This window comes from Actinokineospora enzanensis DSM 44649 (assembly GCF_000374445.1).
Lineage (GTDB): Bacteria > Actinomycetota > Actinomycetes > Mycobacteriales > Pseudonocardiaceae > Actinokineospora > Actinokineospora enzanensis.
The window spans coordinates 13,934-28,551 of record NZ_KB894449.1; the positions used below are offsets into that span (position 1 = coordinate 13,934).

The 14,618-nt window shown below is 68.9% G+C and carries 16 protein-coding genes; 13 read left to right on the forward strand and 3 right to left on the reverse strand.

The genetic code is table 11. From position 1 onward, the window contains the following. The first annotated feature begins 6 nt into the window (after positions 1 to 6). Together C503_RS0134070 and C503_RS0134075 are read left to right on the forward strand one after the other, a co-directional pair. On the forward strand, positions 7 to 651 hold the full coding sequence (locus tag C503_RS0134070; protein ID WP_026316984.1) for an MBL fold metallo-hydrolase: 645 nt from the start codon (positions 7 to 9) through the stop codon (positions 649 to 651). A 91-nt stretch (positions 652 to 742) separates the two neighbouring features. After that, positions 743 to 2,458, forward strand: a complete 1,716-nt coding sequence (locus C503_RS0134075; protein WP_211222507.1) for a S8 family peptidase — start codon at positions 743 to 745, stop codon at positions 2,456 to 2,458. Here C503_RS0134075 and C503_RS0134080 read toward each other — a convergent pair. Next, a complete protein-coding gene (locus C503_RS0134080; RefSeq protein ID WP_018686702.1) occupies positions 2,455 to 3,246 on the reverse strand; it encodes an SAM hydrolase/SAM-dependent halogenase family protein in 792 nt (263 codons plus the stop codon). The two genes, C503_RS0134075 and C503_RS0134080, sit on opposite strands and share 4 nt — an antisense overlap. Before the next feature lie 38 nt (positions 3,247 to 3,284). Between C503_RS0134080 and C503_RS0134085 the strand changes: the two genes are divergently transcribed. Both C503_RS0134085 and C503_RS0134090 read left to right on the forward strand, forming a co-directional pair. Then, a complete protein-coding gene (locus C503_RS0134085) occupies positions 3,285 to 4,166 on the forward strand; it encodes a phosphoribosylaminoimidazolesuccinocarboxamide synthase (RefSeq protein WP_018686703.1) in 882 nt (293 codons plus the stop codon). Between the two features lie 51 nt (positions 4,167 to 4,217). Next, on the forward strand, positions 4,218 to 4,910 hold the full coding sequence (locus C503_RS0134090; RefSeq protein ID WP_018686704.1) for a DUF2334 domain-containing protein: 693 nt from the start codon (positions 4,218 to 4,220) through the stop codon (positions 4,908 to 4,910). 50 nt (positions 4,911 to 4,960) lie between these two features. Here the strand turns inward: C503_RS0134090 and C503_RS0134095 are convergent, their stop codons facing one another. Further along, positions 4,961 to 5,605, reverse strand: coding sequence for a lytic polysaccharide monooxygenase auxiliary activity family 9 protein (locus C503_RS0134095; protein WP_018686705.1), 645 nt, complete (start codon positions 5,603 to 5,605; stop codon positions 4,961 to 4,963). A gap of 351 nt (positions 5,606 to 5,956) precedes the next feature. On the opposite strand from C503_RS0134095, the gene C503_RS0134100 reads away from it, so the two are divergent. The 6 genes from C503_RS0134100 to C503_RS0134125 all read left to right on the forward strand — a co-directional run bounded on the left by C503_RS0134100 (position 5,957) and on the right by C503_RS0134125 (position 11,227). Next, complete coding sequence (locus tag C503_RS0134100) at positions 5,957 to 6,901, forward strand: daunorubicin resistance protein DrrA family ABC transporter ATP-binding protein (RefSeq protein WP_018686706.1); 945 nt, start codon at positions 5,957 to 5,959, stop codon at positions 6,899 to 6,901. Beyond that, positions 6,898 to 7,698: an ABC transporter permease gene (locus C503_RS0134105; protein ID WP_018686707.1), complete on the forward strand. Its 801-nt coding sequence runs from the start codon at positions 6,898 to 6,900 to the stop codon at positions 7,696 to 7,698. Before C503_RS0134100 ends, C503_RS0134105 begins: the two co-directional genes overlap by 4 nt. Positions 7,699 to 7,786: 88 nt before the next feature. Further along, positions 7,787 to 8,215, forward strand: a complete 429-nt coding sequence (locus C503_RS0134110; RefSeq protein ID WP_156893709.1) for a hypothetical protein — start codon at positions 7,787 to 7,789, stop codon at positions 8,213 to 8,215. Next, a complete protein-coding gene (locus tag C503_RS0134115) occupies positions 8,212 to 9,045 on the forward strand; it encodes an NAD(P)H-binding protein (protein ID WP_018686708.1) in 834 nt (277 codons plus the stop codon). The genes C503_RS0134110 and C503_RS0134115 overlap by 4 nt, the downstream gene beginning before the upstream one ends. Positions 9,046 to 9,089: 44 nt before the next feature. Further along, positions 9,090 to 9,857 (forward strand): TetR/AcrR family transcriptional regulator, encoded by a 768-nt coding sequence (locus tag C503_RS0134120; RefSeq protein ID WP_018686709.1) that lies wholly within the window; start codon positions 9,090 to 9,092, stop codon positions 9,855 to 9,857. Between the two features lie 101 nt (positions 9,858 to 9,958). Continuing rightward, positions 9,959 to 11,227, forward strand: a complete 1,269-nt coding sequence (locus C503_RS0134125; RefSeq protein ID WP_018686710.1) for an exonuclease domain-containing protein — start codon at positions 9,959 to 9,961, stop codon at positions 11,225 to 11,227. Between the two features lie 151 nt (positions 11,228 to 11,378). Here the strand turns inward: C503_RS0134125 and C503_RS0134130 are convergent, their stop codons facing one another. Continuing rightward, positions 11,379 to 11,603, reverse strand: a complete 225-nt coding sequence (locus C503_RS0134130; RefSeq protein ID WP_018686711.1) for a response regulator transcription factor — start codon at positions 11,601 to 11,603, stop codon at positions 11,379 to 11,381. A 380-nt stretch (positions 11,604 to 11,983) separates the two neighbouring features. Between C503_RS0134130 and C503_RS0134135 the strand changes: the two genes are divergently transcribed. From C503_RS0134135 to C503_RS0134145, 3 genes are all read left to right on the forward strand, one after another. After that, a complete protein-coding gene (locus tag C503_RS0134135; protein ID WP_018686712.1) occupies positions 11,984 to 12,244 on the forward strand; it encodes a hypothetical protein in 261 nt (86 codons plus the stop codon). Positions 12,245 to 12,484: 240 nt separating this feature from the next. Next, positions 12,485 to 12,688 carry an FDLD family class I lanthipeptide gene (locus C503_RS0134140; RefSeq protein ID WP_018686713.1) on the forward strand — a complete coding sequence of 68 codons (204 nt, stop codon included), beginning with the start codon at positions 12,485 to 12,487 and terminating at the stop codon, positions 12,686 to 12,688. Between the two features lie 96 nt (positions 12,689 to 12,784). Next, on the forward strand, positions 12,785 to 14,614 hold the full coding sequence (locus tag C503_RS0134145; protein WP_018686714.1) for an ABC transporter ATP-binding protein: 1,830 nt from the start codon (positions 12,785 to 12,787) through the stop codon (positions 14,612 to 14,614). Positions 14,615 to 14,618 lie beyond the last annotated feature (4 nt).

The window sequence follows — 14,618 nt, forward strand, 5'->3', positions numbered from 1 at the left end:
TCGCACGTGAAGGTGACTCATTTCGGACACTCGTGCGTGCTGTTGGAAACCGGGTCCGCCCGCCTGTTGATCGACCCGGGTGTGTACTCTGCGGGCTTCGCCGACCTGCGCGATCTGGACGCCATCCTCATCACCCACGCGCATTTCGACCATTACGACCCGAAGACCCTGCCCGACCTGCTCAAGGCCAACCCGCACGCGGAGCTCGTGGTCGATCCCGGCACCGCCGCGGAGATCGTCAAGCTTGGCCTGCCCGCGCGCACCGCCAACCCCGGCGACGGTTTCGAGCTCAACGGCGCCGCGATCTCCGTCGTCGGCGGGCAGCACGCGATCATCCACGCCGATGTCCCGGTGCCGCCGAACGTCGGTTACCTGGTCGATCACGGCGCCTTCTACCACCCCGGCGACTCCCTGTTCGTGCCCGAGCAGAAGATCGACACCCTTGGCCTGCCCACCGGCGCGCCGTGGCTCAAGCTCGGCGAGGCGATCGACTTCTTCCGCGCGGTCGCGCCCCGGGTCGCGTTCCCGATCCACGAGGCCGTGTTGGCGCCGGGCGCGATCCAGATGGCGTACACCCGGTTCACCGATCTCGCGCCGGTCGGTGCCAGTGTGCGGGTCCCCGAACGGGGTACGTCGATCGAGTTGGATTAGTCCGCTATCGGGTTAATTCCGGGCGGGGCACGCGGGGGCACGTGATTGTCTCCTCGGGACCGGGTGATCACCCATTCCCGTGGAGGGTTTCGTGTTCCTGCGTTCCGCCTGCCGACGCGTGGCCACGGCCGTGGCGCTCGGCGCCTGTCTCACCGCCGGGTTGCCGGGCCTGGCGCACGCCGCGCCCGCCGCGGGTATGCGTTCCTATCTGGTGATCACGGCGCCGAACGGCACAGCGGGTGCCAAATCGGCCATCACGTCCAACAGCGGCTCGGTCATCGCCAGCTACGACGCGATCGGCGTGGTCGTCGCGAACTCCACCGCCACCGATTTCGCCGCACGGGTGCGCGCGGTCGCAGGCGTGCAGCAGGTCGGCGCGACCCGCACCTCGGACCTGCCCGCCGAGGCGAGCAACCCGCCGATCCCGCCCATTCCGACCGAGGCGATCCCGACCGCGGCCGAGACGTCCCGCCCGGACATGACCCAGATCAAGGCCGACCAGGCCTGGGCAGTCACCACCGGATCCCCGTCCGTGCTGGTGGGCATCCTGGACACCGGCGTGGACGACCAGCACTACGACCTCAAGCCCAACTTCGACGCGAGCAAGTCCGCCTCCTGCGCATACGGCAGGCTCGACACCCGGACGGGATCGTGGCGCGCCCAGGGTGATCACGGCACGCACGTCGCGGGCATCGTCGCGGCCGCCAAGAACGGCAAGGGCATGGTCGGTGTGGCGCCGGGCGTGCGCATTGCCTCGGTGCGCATCGCGGAGAAGCCGAGTGGGTTGTTCTTCGCCGAGAACACGATCTGCGCCTTCATGTTCGCCGCCGATCACGGGTTCAACATCACCAACAACAGCTATTACTCCGACCCGTGGCTGTTCAACTGTCCGAGCAATGTGGACCAGGCGGCCATCCTGGAGGGCATCCGGCGGGCCAGCGGCTACGCCGAGGGCAAGGGCGTGCTGAATGTCGTCGCGGCGGGCAACGAGAACTACGACCTGGCCAACAAGGTCACCGACACGACCAGCCCCAACGACTCCAACCCCGGCAGCCGCCCGGTGAACAACTCCTGCCTCGCCGTGCCGAACGAGCTGCCCAGCATGGTGACCGTCGCCTCGATCACCACGGCGAACGCGAAGTCCTCGTTCTCCAACTTCGGCACCGACAAGATCGCCCTCGCCGCCCCCGGCGACGCCGTCTACTCGACGCTCCCCGGCGGCACCTACGGCAACCTGTCCGGCACCTCCATGGCCACCCCGCACGTCTCCGGCGTCGCCGCACTCATGCTCAGCGCCAACCCGACCCTGACCGTGGCCCAGCTGCGCGCCCGCCTGGCCGCCCAGGCCGACGACCTGCCGTGCACTGACAGCCGGTGCACCGGGACGACCGCTCGGAACAACTTCTTCGGTGAGGGCCGGGTCGATGCCAAAGAGGCCGTAGAACTCGGATCGACCTCCGCGGGCACCTTCGCCAACACGAACCGCTACGCGATCCCGGACGGTGGTGACGCCATCCTCAGCCCGATCACCGTCACCGGCGTCGCGGGCCCGGCGCCGTCGGCCCTGCAGGTCGGCGTCAACATCACGCACACCTACCGCGGCGACATTCGCATCGACCTGATCGGTCCGAGCGGCCGCAGCTATCGCCTGAAGAACTCGTCCACCAACGACGCCGCCAACAACGTCATCACGACCTACACCGTCAACGCGTCCGGCGAACCTGCCAACGGCACCTGGAACCTCCGCGTCCAGGACGTCTACCGCGCCGACACCGGCTACCTGGACTCCTGGCGACTCACCTTCTAGCGGGCAGCCACCAGCAGGATCACGTTCGCCCCGGTCCGCGCCGCGAGCAGCTCCGCCGCCGACCCGCCGTTGACCGCGATCGCCACCCGCCCGGCCGAGTCGATCAGCACGACCGCCTCGCCCGCGGGCGCGTCGGCGAAGGTCCGCCCCACCACCGCCTCCACCGACCGGTCCCCGACCTGCGCGTGCACATGCGCCCCGAGCGGCGCGTCCACCCCGGTGGCAGCCAGTTGCACGTTCCCGAACGTGTCCACCCCGAGCACCTCGGTCAACACCCGGCCAGCCTCGACCCGGGTCACCGGCGCGGGCAATCGCACCAATGACGTCGGATCAATCTCCGGCCCGACCTCCCGGACCGCCACCCCCGCGGCCAGGTGCGCCGCGACCGGCGCGAACACGTCCCGCCCGTGGAACGTCGCGGACACCGGTTGCAGCGACAGCTCCGCCAGCTCGTACGCCCCCACCACGCCGCCCAACGCGTCCGCCGCAGGCAGCAGCAACCCGTTGTCCGGCCCGATCAGAACCGCCCCAGGCACCACTACCGCGATCGGCCGCCGCGCTGTCCCCACTCCCGGGTCGACCACCGCGAGATGCACCGCCGCAGGCAGGTACGGCACGGCCTGGGCGAGCAGTTCCGCGCCCCGCCGCACGTCCTGGCGGGGTACCTCGTGGCTGACGTGCAGCACCCGGACCGCGGGCGCGATACGCGCGATGACACCCTCGCAGACCGCCGGGTAGCCGTCCGCGAGGCCGTAGTCGGTGGTGAAGGAAACCCAGTCGTACCCCACGGACGCAGTGTCCCGGAAGGTCCGTAGGCTGCACAAACGTGCCGAGCCTCGATGACTACCCGAAGATCGCCGCGGGCAAGGTCCGCGAGCTGCACGCGGTCGACGACGACCACCTGCTGCTCGTGGCCTCCGACCGGATCTCGGCCTACGACTTCGTGCTGGAGTCGCCGATCCCGGACAAGGGCCGGATCCTCACCGCGATGAGCGTCTTCTGGTTCGAACTGCTCGGCGACCTGGTGCCGAACCACCTGGTGGCCTGGGACGACGACCGGATCCCGGCCGAGGTGCGCGGCCGCGCGCTGATCGTCAAGCGGCTGGCGATGCTCCCCGTGGAGGCCGTCGCGCGCGGCTACCTGGCTGGTTCCGGCACCGTGGATTACACCCGAACGGGGAAGGTCTGCGGCATCGAGCTGCCCGACGGCCTGGTCGAGGGCTCGCGGCTGCCCGAGCCGATCTACACCCCGGCCACCAAGGCCCCGCTCGGCGAGCACGACGAGAACATCGACTTCGCCGCCACCGTCGAGGAGATCGGTCGGGAGCGCGCCGAGCAGGTGCGCGACCTGACCCTGGCCGTCTACCGGCGGGCCGCCGAGCACGCGCGCGGGCACGGCATCATCCTGGCCGACACCAAGTTCGAGTTCGGCGTGCGCGACGACGTGATCGTGCTCGGCGACGAGGTGCTGACCCCCGACTCGTCCCGCTACTGGCCGGAGGAGACCTACGCGCCGGGCAAGGCGCAGCCGTCGTTCGACAAGCAGTACGTCCGCGACTGGCTCACCGGCCCGGACTCCGGCTGGGACCGGCACGGCAGCACCCCGCCCCCGCCGCTGCCCGATGACGTGGTGGAATCCACCCGCGCCCGGTACGTGGAGGCCTACGAGCGGATCACCGGGCGGAAGTTCGCCGACTGGATCGGCTGAGGCACCACCCGCGACACCTGGTAGTCATCCGGTCCCGTTGTGCTTGCTCATGTGACGGCACGACTGCTGGTCTCCCTGTCCGGGATCGACGCCCGGACCCTGGACGCCTGCGTCGACCTCGGCACCGAGCTGACCGCCCGCGCGGTGCCGTCGTCGCTGCTGGTCGCCCCCCGGTTGGCGGGGGCGGCGGTCGACTGGGTCCGCGCCCGGCACGCGGCGGGTGACGACGTGCTGATGCACGGTTTCGACCACACCCGCGACCCACGTTCGCTGAGCATGGCACTGGGCAGGCGCGCCGAGTTCGCCACGCTGCCCGCGCACGAGGCGGGTCTGCGGCTCACCGCGGCGATGGCCACGATGGAGCGGCTCGGCCTGCCGTTGGACGGGTTCGCGCCGCCGCGGTGGATCGCGTCGCGGGGAACCCTGGTCGCGTTGGAGCGCAAGGGTTTCCGGCTGTGCGCCGATCTCGTCGGTATCCACGATCTACGCTCGGGCGCCCGCCTGCGCGCCCGTGTGCAGACTCTGCGCAGCCACGAACGCGCCGAGACCTGGCGCTGTTTCGCGCTGGTACTGGCCGCCGCCCGGATCACGCGGCGCGGGGGAGTGCTGCGGCTGGCCGTGGACGCCGCCGACCTGTCCCGCCCGGCCCACCGCACCGCGTTCCTGGACGCGGTGGACGCGGCCCTGGGCCACGCCGCCGAACCCCTCACCTACCGCGGCGCGGCCACCGTGACCGCCGCCTGAGCCGACGCGCGCACCGCGTCGGCTCAGGCGGGTCCATTCCCTGCTCCCGCTCAGCCGAGGATGACGTCCGAGCAGGAGTAGAAGGCCTCCCCACTGTCCGGGTAGTGGCGCTGCCAGATCGAGTAGATCAGGTGGCGCCCGGTGTGCCCGGCGGGGATGGTCGCGGCCAGCTGGTACGCGCCACCGGAGATCGGCGGGTTCAGCTGCGAGTAGAACGGTGTGGGCTCCAGGTCCGACCACTTCAGCGGCTGGGTCGGGTCATAGCCCTGCTTGGTGATGTAGAGCTCGAAGGTGCCCGGGTGCGCGGCGGTCTCCTTGTACTTGAAGGTGAACGGGCCGCTCGCGGGCAGGTTGGTCGCGGGCCAGTCGGCGCGCGGCAGGTCGAGGCCCTTGTACTTGTCGCGACCCGCGCTGCACAGCTTGCCGTCCGGGATGATCTGCCTGCTCTTCCCGTTGGCGTTGGGCTGGTTGACCTCGTCCCAGTCGTAGATGACCCAGGCCCCGCCCGCCTTGACGGCCGCCTTGCAGGCCGCGGACTTCGGGTTCTCCGGACCCTCGTTGAAGCACCGCCAGATCCGGCTGGCCGGGTTGCTCATCGAACCGTGCGCGAACGCGGGCGTCGCCGCGACGACACTCAGCGACATCACCGCCCCGGAGAACGCCGCCACGATGGCGGCTGCGCGCCGAAACCTCATCCCGCTCTCCTTCCATCCAGCCCCAAAGGTCTAGACCATGGTGAACCATTCCCCGCTATAACGGAACCCCTGGTCATCACCGGTTGGCTATTTTCATACGGCCGGACATATCGGATAGCTTGATACCGGAAACACTCGCGCACCAGAAGTGTTATCTGGTAAGGGTTATACGTCTGTGAAACCATTCCCGAAACCGCATCCGCATTCACCTTCAGGCCAGGAAACCCTCGCCGAGCGTGCAACCAATCCCGGAGTAGTCCCGTCTCGGGCGGTCGACGCTGACGTACTAGCTACGGTATCTGGTACGCTAGCGGTGTAGTGGGAACCGGATGGACCGAGGGGAGCACTGTGATGTCGAGCGGCGCCGTCGTGGCGGAAGGCCTGCGCAAGCGTTATGGCGACAAGTACGCACTGGACGGATTCGACCTGGAGGTACGCCCCGGCGTCGTGCACGGTCTGCTCGGCCCCAACGGCGCGGGCAAGACGACAGCGGTCCGGATCCTGTCCACGCTGGTCAGGCTGGACGAGGGCACCGCGCGTGTCGCCGGGTTCGACGTGGCCACCCGGCCTGCCGAGGTGCGCAGACGCATCGGGCTGGTCGGTCAGTACGCCGCCGTGGACGAGGTGCTCAGCGGCAGGCAGAACCTGGAGATGTTCGCCCGCCTCTACCACCTGCCCGCACGGCAGGCCCGGGAGCGCGCGGGTCGGATGTTGGAGCGGTTCAGCTTGGCGAACACCGGCGGCAAGCCCGTCAAGACCTACTCCGGCGGCATGCGGCGCAGGCTCGACCTGGCCGCGAGCATGATCCTCGCGCCCGCCGTGCTGTTCCTGGACGAGCCGACCACCGGCCTGGACCCGCGCGGCCGCAACGAGGTCTGGGCGGCCGTCCGCGAGCTCGCCGACCTGGGCACGACGGTCCTGTTGACCACTCAGTACCTCGACGAGGCCGACCAGCTCGCCAGCCGGATCTCGGTCGTCGACCACGGCCGCGTCATCGCCGAGGGCACCCCCGACCAGCTCAAGTCCCGGCTGGGCGGCGACCGCGTCGACATCACCGTGCACGACGCCGCCGACCTGGGCCGCGCCGCCGCCCTCGCGAGCCGGATCGCGGGCGCGCCCGCCGAGATCGACACCGACAACCGGCGGGCAGGCGTGCGGGTCGCCGAGCGCGTGACCGTGCTGGCCGACCTGCTCCGCGAGCTGACCGCCGAGGGCATCGCGGTGGAAGACATCGGCCTGCGCCGCCCCACCCTCGACGAAGTCTTCCTGCAGCTGACCGAGGAGGTCCCCGCTTGACCAGCGCCGTCCCGACCGATGCCCGCTGGGTCGCCGCGGACTCCTGGACGCTGACCCGCCGCGGCCTGGCCCACTGGGTGCGCAACCCCGGCCAGGTGATCTTCTCGCTGGCCTTCAACATCGTTCTCGTCCTGATGTTCGGCTTCCTGTTCGGCGGCGCCATGGCGGCGCCCGGCGACTACCGCGAGTTCCTGATACCCGGCATGTTCGCCATGACCATGCTGTTCGGCATCGGCCTGACCACCCAGGCGGTGGCCACCGACAAGGAACGCGGCATCACCGACCGGTTCCGGTCGATGCCCGTGTCCGCCGCGTCGGTGCTGATCGGCCGGGCCGTGGCGGACCTGCTGTTCGCCGTGCTCACCGTGGTCGTCATGGCCCTGTGCGGGCTGGCCGTGGGCTGGACCACGCACGGCTCGCCCGGCGACACGCTCGTGGCGTTCCTGCTGATCCTGCTGTTGCGGTTCGCGCTGATCTGGGTCGGCGTCTACATCGGACTATCGGTGAGCGGTCAGGAGGCGATCACCGGCGTGCAGACGCTGGAGTTCCCACTGGGCTTCCTGTCCTGCGCGTTCGTCGCCCCATCGACCATGCCCACCTGGCTGGGCACGGTCGCCGACTGGAACCCGCTGTCGTCCACAGTGGTCGCCACCCGACAGCTGTTCGGCAATCCCGGGTGGACGGCGGACAACTGGATCGTGCGGCACGCGGACCTGATGGCGGTGTGCTGGCCGGTGCTGATCACCGCCGTCTTCATGCCGTTGGCGATCGGCAAGTTCCGTGCCCTCGGGAACTGATCAGCTGTCCTGAGTTGCGGAGGTTCTATTGCGACTCGCCCGCTGTGCGGTGGTCTTCTGTCCGGCCGACCCGCCCCGGAACGGCACCGTGAGCGTGTGGGATCCGAATGGCGTCGGTCTGCCCGACGACATCGGTGAACCGGGAGTACTGACCGTGGCCGACCCCGAGGTCCGCGCGGTCGAGGCGCGGCACCTCTCGGTCGCCGAGGCATTGCCCCGGCTGCTCCGGGTGCGCGACGATCACGCCGCGCACCCGGCGGCGGTCTTCTGGTCCGCAGCGGCGTTCGCGGCCGTGCCAGCGGCGTTGCCCGGCGAGCCACCAACATCCGTTTGGCAGCCGGTGTCCGTCACCGAGACCGACCTGGACCCCGAGGCCGTCGCCGCCCTCATCCACACCGCGGCCACCTGGGCCGATGCCCTCCTCGATGCAGCCACCCACGACCCACGCTCGATCCGCCCTCAAGCCGTGGACGACAAGCTCGACATCCGCGCGCCGCAAAGGAGAACCCCGCCATGACGATCCTGGTGACCGGCGCCCGCGGCCACGTCGGCCGCGGCGTCGTGAATGGCTTGCTCGCCGCAGGCGCCCGAGCGCGCGCGATGTCGCGGAACCCGGGGAGCATCCGACCGCGCCCGGGTCTGACCGTGGTCGGCGGCGACCTGGAGGACCCGGAGGGCCTGGCACCCGCACTGTCCGGAGTGGACAGCATGTTCCTGTTCCCGGTCGCCCGCACCGCCGCGGCGGTCCTCGACCACGCCAAACGAGCGGGCGTCCGGCACGTGGTGGTGCTGTCGTCCAACTCGGTCCCGTACGCGTACAGCCACAACGGCCGGTACCACAAGGTCGTGGAGGACGCGGTCCGCGGCTCCGGCCTGGACTGGACTTTCGTCCGTCCCGGCGAGTTCGCCACCAACCTGCTGTGGAAGTGGTGCACCACAATCCGCGCAAACGGCGTTGTGCGCGCGCCATTTCCCGAAGCCCGCCAAACCCTCCTGCACGAGGCCGACGTCGCCGCCGTAGCAACGGTCACGCTCCTGCAACCCGGCCACGAAAGCCAGATCTACGACCTGACCGGCCCACACGCCCTGACCCAACGCGAACAAACCGAGGCGTTGAGCCAGGCTCTTGGCAGGCCACTCCGGTTCGAGGAGATCAGCCCCCGCGAGGCCAAGGCGGAAATGACCCGCTTCATGCCCGAACCAGCCGCCGCCCTGGCCCTCGCCTACCTGGCCGACGCCGCAGCCCACATCCCCACCGTGACCCGCACGGTCGCCCGCCTAACCGGCCGCCCCGGCCTGCCATTCACCCAGTGGGCCCACGACCACGCCCCCGAATTCTCCCTCTGACCAGCACATACGTCGTACGATACGCCGTCCGGTAAACTTGCTGTATGCCCAGAGAACCCCGGACCAAGCCCGACCCCGCCCGCAGCCTGGCCCTGCTCTGGCGCACCACCGAACCCGCCAGCCGCAAACCCGACGCGGACCTCAGCGTGGACAAGATCGTCACCACCGCCATCCACATCGCCGACACCCAGGGCCTCCCCGCCCTGACCATGCGCGCCGTCAGCGACCACCTTGGCGTCGGCACCATGTCCACCTACACATATGTGCCTGGCAAGGGCGAACTGGTCGACCTCATGGTCGACAAAGCCCTCGGCGAAATAGCCCACCACAAACACCCCGGCCCGGACTGGCGCACCCGCCTGGAAAGCGTCGCCCGCACAAACTGGAACCTCCTGCGCGCGCACCCGTGGATCCTCTCCACCGGCCCCCGCCCCGTCCTGGGCCCCAACGTCATCGCGAAGTACGACAACGAACTCCGCACAATCGACGGCCTCCCGGTAAGCGATGTGGAACTGGACGCCATCCTGACCCTGGTCCTCGGCCACACCCAGAACACCGCCCGCCTCGCCGCCGAAACCGCGGAAACCGCAACCAAGACCGGCCAAACCGACGCCCAATGGTGGGCCACCCACGCCCCCCTCCTGAACCGAATCCTCGACCCCACCCGCTACCCCCTGGCCCACCGCGTCGGCACCGCCTCCGGTACCGAACACAACGCCCCCCAAGACCCCCAAGCCACCTTCGAGTTCGGCCTGGCCCGTCTCCTCGACGGCATAGCCAGCTTCATCGAGGGTCAACTGGAACACGAGTAAGCCACGTGTCGAAAAGGTGCCATTGCGCAACCTGATTGACACTGGCTGTAACAACCTGCCTGCCCGGGTGCGATGTGATCACCGCACCTGGAGGAGGCCGAGTGGCAATCACGACTTCGCAGTTCCCACCCGCACCGGGGGCGACCGGTGGTTACGCGGTCGTCGACACCGAGACCACGGGAATTAGCGCCGGTCTCAAGCACCGGATCGCCGAAATCGCGATCGTCCATGTCGACGCGCAGGGCGTGGTCACCGACGAGTGGTGCACCCTGGTCAACCCGGACCGGGATCTCGGTCCACAAGCCATCCACGGTATCCACGCGGCTGATACCCGCCGCGCGCCGCGCTTCGCGCAGATCGTGGGCGATGTGATCGACCGGTTACGCGGACGGATCGTGGTAGCGCACAACTGGCCGTTCGACGCGATGCACCTACGCGCCGAGTTCGAGCGCCTTGGCACCCAAACCCCGCTGCACGCACACGCCGGACTGTGCACGATGCGCGCTGCCGGAATGGCACAACTGGCCGCAGGCCGTTCGCTGGTCGATTGCTGCACCGCGATCGGGCTACCACCCCGATCCTGGCACTCGGCCCATGACGACGCGCTGGCCGCGGCCGGGCTGCTCGGCTACCTGATCGAACGACATCCCGAGACAGTGCGGATCGTGCCAGACCACCTCGAAACCGCCAACTGGCCATGGCCGTCATCGTGGCCTGGCGGCCTCGTCAAACCTGTGCGCCGCACGCAGGCCGAGCACACCGAACAACACTTCCTGGCACGTCTGGTCGAGCGCCTGCCCCGGGACGAGGAACCCGAGGTGGACACCTACTTCGCCATGCTCGACAACGCGCTCCTCGACCGTCGGATCTCCGCCACCGAAGCCGACGCACTACTTGAACTGGCTCACGACCTGGGCATGCACAAGGCCGACGTCCTGAACGTGCACCACACCTACCTCCGGCAACTGGCCAAGGCAGCCTGGCAAGACCGGATCCTCACCGACGAGGAGCGGACCGACATCACCACTGTCGCCATCCTTCTCGGCTTCGACGCCACCTACGCTGAGCAAGTCCTCGCCGAGGAAGCCCACCCCGACGACTCCACGCGGCCTGTCACGATCGGCGGTCTACGACTCAGAGCAGGCGACAAGGCAGTCCTGACCGGCGACATGATCCGCCCACGCGACAGCATCGTCCACCAGGCGACCGCGGCCGGGCTCCGCATCACCACCCATGTCAGCAAGCAAACCCACGTGGTCGCCGCCGCGGACCCCGACTCGCTGTCCGGCAAGGCAAAACGCGCCAGGGAGCTCGGTGTGCCGGTGGTCGACCAGCACACATTCCTCCGAGCCCTGGACACCATCTCCTGACTCCCGGCAGGCAATCACCACCGAGCCGACCCGAGGTCGAACGACGGCACCGCTCGGTGGGTCCTCACGGACATACTCCGAGCCTGACCGGGGCACGGACAAGCGACCACCAGCGGCGCCGAACGTCTCGGGACCGCTGGTGGGCGCACCGCTAGCTCTCCAGCCAGCCCCGTTGGACGGCGGCGACACCAGCGGCGAAGCGGTTCCGAGCCCCTAGCTCGGTCATCAGCCGGGCGATCCGCCGCCGGGCCGTGCGCACGCTGATCGACATCGACTTCGCGATGTACTCATCGCCATGCCCCATGGCCATGAGTCGGATCAATTTCCGGTCTTCCGGATCCAGGCCTTCCGTGCACAACTCTTTCTCGCATTGCATGTCCCCATCCCCCTGGCACCATGGTCACGAACAATCCGCGCACCCCGGCCGAAGGTCACCATACACGTGATCATGCGACCACGCCAAGACATAGCGTGACCGGGGCAGGCGGGGCGACATGGGCCCGCAAAGGCGGACCGGCGGCCGATGCGCCGAACGACCGGGTGCTTCACCCGATTGGCAGACGCTTGGCAGGAGTTTGCCAACGTCGGTCGGACCGGGACGCGGTCGGGCATTCTTGGATAAGCTTCGGACATCGAATTCGATGTTAACGGAGAGTCACTGGGGGATGGACCGCGAGTTACCGCATCGGCCTGCCTTGAATTGTTCCCGCATTTGCCGAGTGGACCGGTCCGTCAAACTCTCGAAAGGGGACCACGATGAGTTCGACGTCCACCCCGAAACAACGCGGCGGCTGGCGCGCCGCCATGTTCGCCCTGCTCGGCGCAAGTATCCTCACCGTGAGCGCGCCCGCTGTCGCCGCTGGTCAAACGCCCAGCACCACCGACGCCCACTGCCCGGCGGACGCCCCTGTCGGCGGGCGCTATCTGCACTCGTACCTGAGCGCGGGTCATTATTTCGACGTATATCTGGTGCCGTTCCACGACGGCTGGAAGCAGACCGAGATCACCTGCGGCTAGCAGCACTGCCGCCCATGCTTTCACGCCGGGTTCTCCGCTAGGCCGACACGTCAAGAACTCGCGCCGAAGTTGTCCGACAACCGCCGGATTCATTGCGACATCCGGCGGGGCCGCGCCCTGCGCGGAATACCGTCGACAGGCGCGAAATTCCGACAACAGCGAATGGGGGACAGTATCGGAGTACCGAACTTACTTTCTATGACCACGGTACGAACAATCGCACTTCAATAGGAGACTGATATGACGCAGATGATCGCGGGTCCCGGTTTCGATCTGGACCTGACCGTGGACGAGGAAATCTTCTCGGCCCCCGGCGGCGGTAGCCAGGCGACGGCCAGTACGGCGGACAACCCGGACGGGACCTTCACCTTCACCACGACCTGCTGGGGCACCTGTGCCGTGACCTGCGGCGACTGCCACACGCTGGAGTGCTGCACGCACTAGCCGGGACGCAGAGCGAGTGGTCTGCCGCCACTTGCTCTGCGTTTCCCCCTGCCGCGGCCGCACGGCGGGGTTCCGATGCCGAGGGGAAAGCATCCGATGACCGCAGGCTCTCCGACGAAGAACCCGTCGTTCCTGGCGACCGTACGGGAGGCTTTCCAGCTCAGCAGACAGGCAGGCCGCGGGCTGTTCGCGCTCTGCATCGCCATCCCGGTCGTGGAGGGGCTTCTCGCGATCACCCAGCTCGTCGTGCTGCGCTCCGGCTCGACCGCCTTCTTCTCGGGCGGCTCGCCCGGCGAGACGCTGCGGCAGATCACGCCGTGGCTGGTGGCCGCGGTCGCGGTCATGGTGATCTCGGTGGTGGCCGACAACGCGCGCAACGTGGTGCGGGAGCTGCTAACCGAACACGTGAAGCGGTTCAGCGCGAGCCGCATGCACACCGCCATCGCCGGGCTGGACCTCATCGACTTCGACGAACCGGAGATGCACAACCGCATCGCCAGGTCGGAGGCCACCGCCGACTATCGACCGGTCCAGGTCGTGCGGTCGGTGACCACGATGATCACGTCGGCGGTCCGGGTCATCGCGCTGGCCGGGTTCCTGCTGGTCCTTCAGCCGCTGCTGGTGCTCGCGGTGCTCGCCGCGACGGCGCCGGTCATGGCGATCTCGGCGCGGCTGGCCAAGCACCGGTTCACCTTCTTCAACAGCGTGACCCCGCTGGAACGCAAGCGCCGCTACGTCGGCTGGCTGCTCACCGCCCGGGACTCGGCCGCCGAGGTCCGCTCGTTCGGGCTGACTCGGTTCCTCTCCGAACGCCACTCCCGACTGTCCCTCGCCCGCCTGGCCGAACTGCGGAAGCTGGCCCGCAAGCAGTGGCGGAACATGATGGTCGGGCAACTGACCTTCGCCCTGATCATCAGCCTGTCCGTGCTGGTGCTCGTCTGGTTCTACGGGCGCGGCCTAGTCGACAACGCCACGTTGCTGGTCGCGCTGCTCGGTCTGATCCAGCTCGCGGGAGCGCTCGGCTCACTGGGCTCACCGCTCGGCGAGCTGTCCGAAGCGAGCCTGTTCCTGGCCGACCAGCGGGCCTTCTACCAGCACATCGAGCGGAACAAGAGCGCGCACGAGATCGGCGACGTCCCCGGCCCGATGCGAGAGCTGCGGGTCCGGAACCTCTCGTTCGGCTACCCGTCCTCGAACGAGCCCGTGCTCAAGGACGTGGACCTGGTGCTCAAGGCGGGCCAGGTGGTCGCGCTGGTCGGGCCCAACGGTTCCGGCAAGACCACGCTGGCCAAGGTTCTCGCCTTCCTCTACCGGCCGTCCGAGGGCTCGGTCACCTGGAACGGCGTGGACACCGCGAAGCTGAGCCAGGACGAGCTGCGCGACCGGGTCGCCACGGTCTTCCAGGACCACCTGACCTATAGCTTCACCGTGGCCGAGAACGTGGCGGTCGGCGATGTCGACGCGCCGGAGGACCGCGACGCGATCCGCCGCGCGCTCGACGACTCGGGGGCGGTGACCGCGGTCGACCGGCTGAAGGACGGTCTGGACACCCAGCTCGGACCGGAGTTCGACGGCGGCACGTCGTTCTCCGGCGGCGAGGCGCAGCGGCTGGCCGTCGCGCGGGCCTTCTACCGCGACGGCCGCGAACTGATGATCCTCGACGAACCCACGTCCGCGCTCGACGCGACCGCCGACTTCGAGTTGCTGGCCTCCCTGCGTCGCCTGCTCGACGGCCGGACCGCGGTGGTCATCTCGCACCGGTTCTCCAATGTCCGGGACGCCGACCTGATCCTGGTGCTCGACCGCGGCCGGATCATCGAACGCGGCACGCACGACAGCCTGATGACCGAGGGCGGTCTCTACTCGACCATGTACACGCTCCAGGCCAGCGCGTACACCGAACCCTCATTGGACGGGACGCGGTAGGACC

Bases quoted from the DNA above. Each gene is read 5' to 3' on its own strand.
- C503_RS0134095 (WP_018686705.1), bottom strand. From the start codon at position 5,605: ATGAGGTTTCGGCGCGCAGCCGCCATCGTGGCGGCGTTCTCCGGGGCG.
- C503_RS0134100 (WP_018686706.1), top strand. From the start codon at position 5,957: ATGTCGAGCGGCGCCGTCGTGGCGGAAGGCCTGCGCAAGCGTTATGGC.
- C503_RS0134115 (WP_018686708.1), top strand. From the start codon at position 8,212: ATGACGATCCTGGTGACCGGCGCCCGCGGCCACGTCGGCCGCGGCGTC.
- C503_RS0134120 (WP_018686709.1), top strand. From the start codon at position 9,090: ATGCCCAGAGAACCCCGGACCAAGCCCGACCCCGCCCGCAGCCTGGCC.
- C503_RS0134130 (WP_018686711.1), bottom strand. From the start codon at position 11,603: ATGCAATGCGAGAAAGAGTTGTGCACGGAAGGCCTGGATCCGGAAGAC.
- C503_RS0134135 (WP_018686712.1), top strand. From the start codon at position 11,984: ATGAGTTCGACGTCCACCCCGAAACAACGCGGCGGCTGGCGCGCCGCC.
- C503_RS0134140 (WP_018686713.1), top strand. From the start codon at position 12,485: ATGACGCAGATGATCGCGGGTCCCGGTTTCGATCTGGACCTGACCGTG.
- C503_RS0134145 (WP_018686714.1), top strand. From the start codon at position 12,785: ATGACCGCAGGCTCTCCGACGAAGAACCCGTCGTTCCTGGCGACCGTA.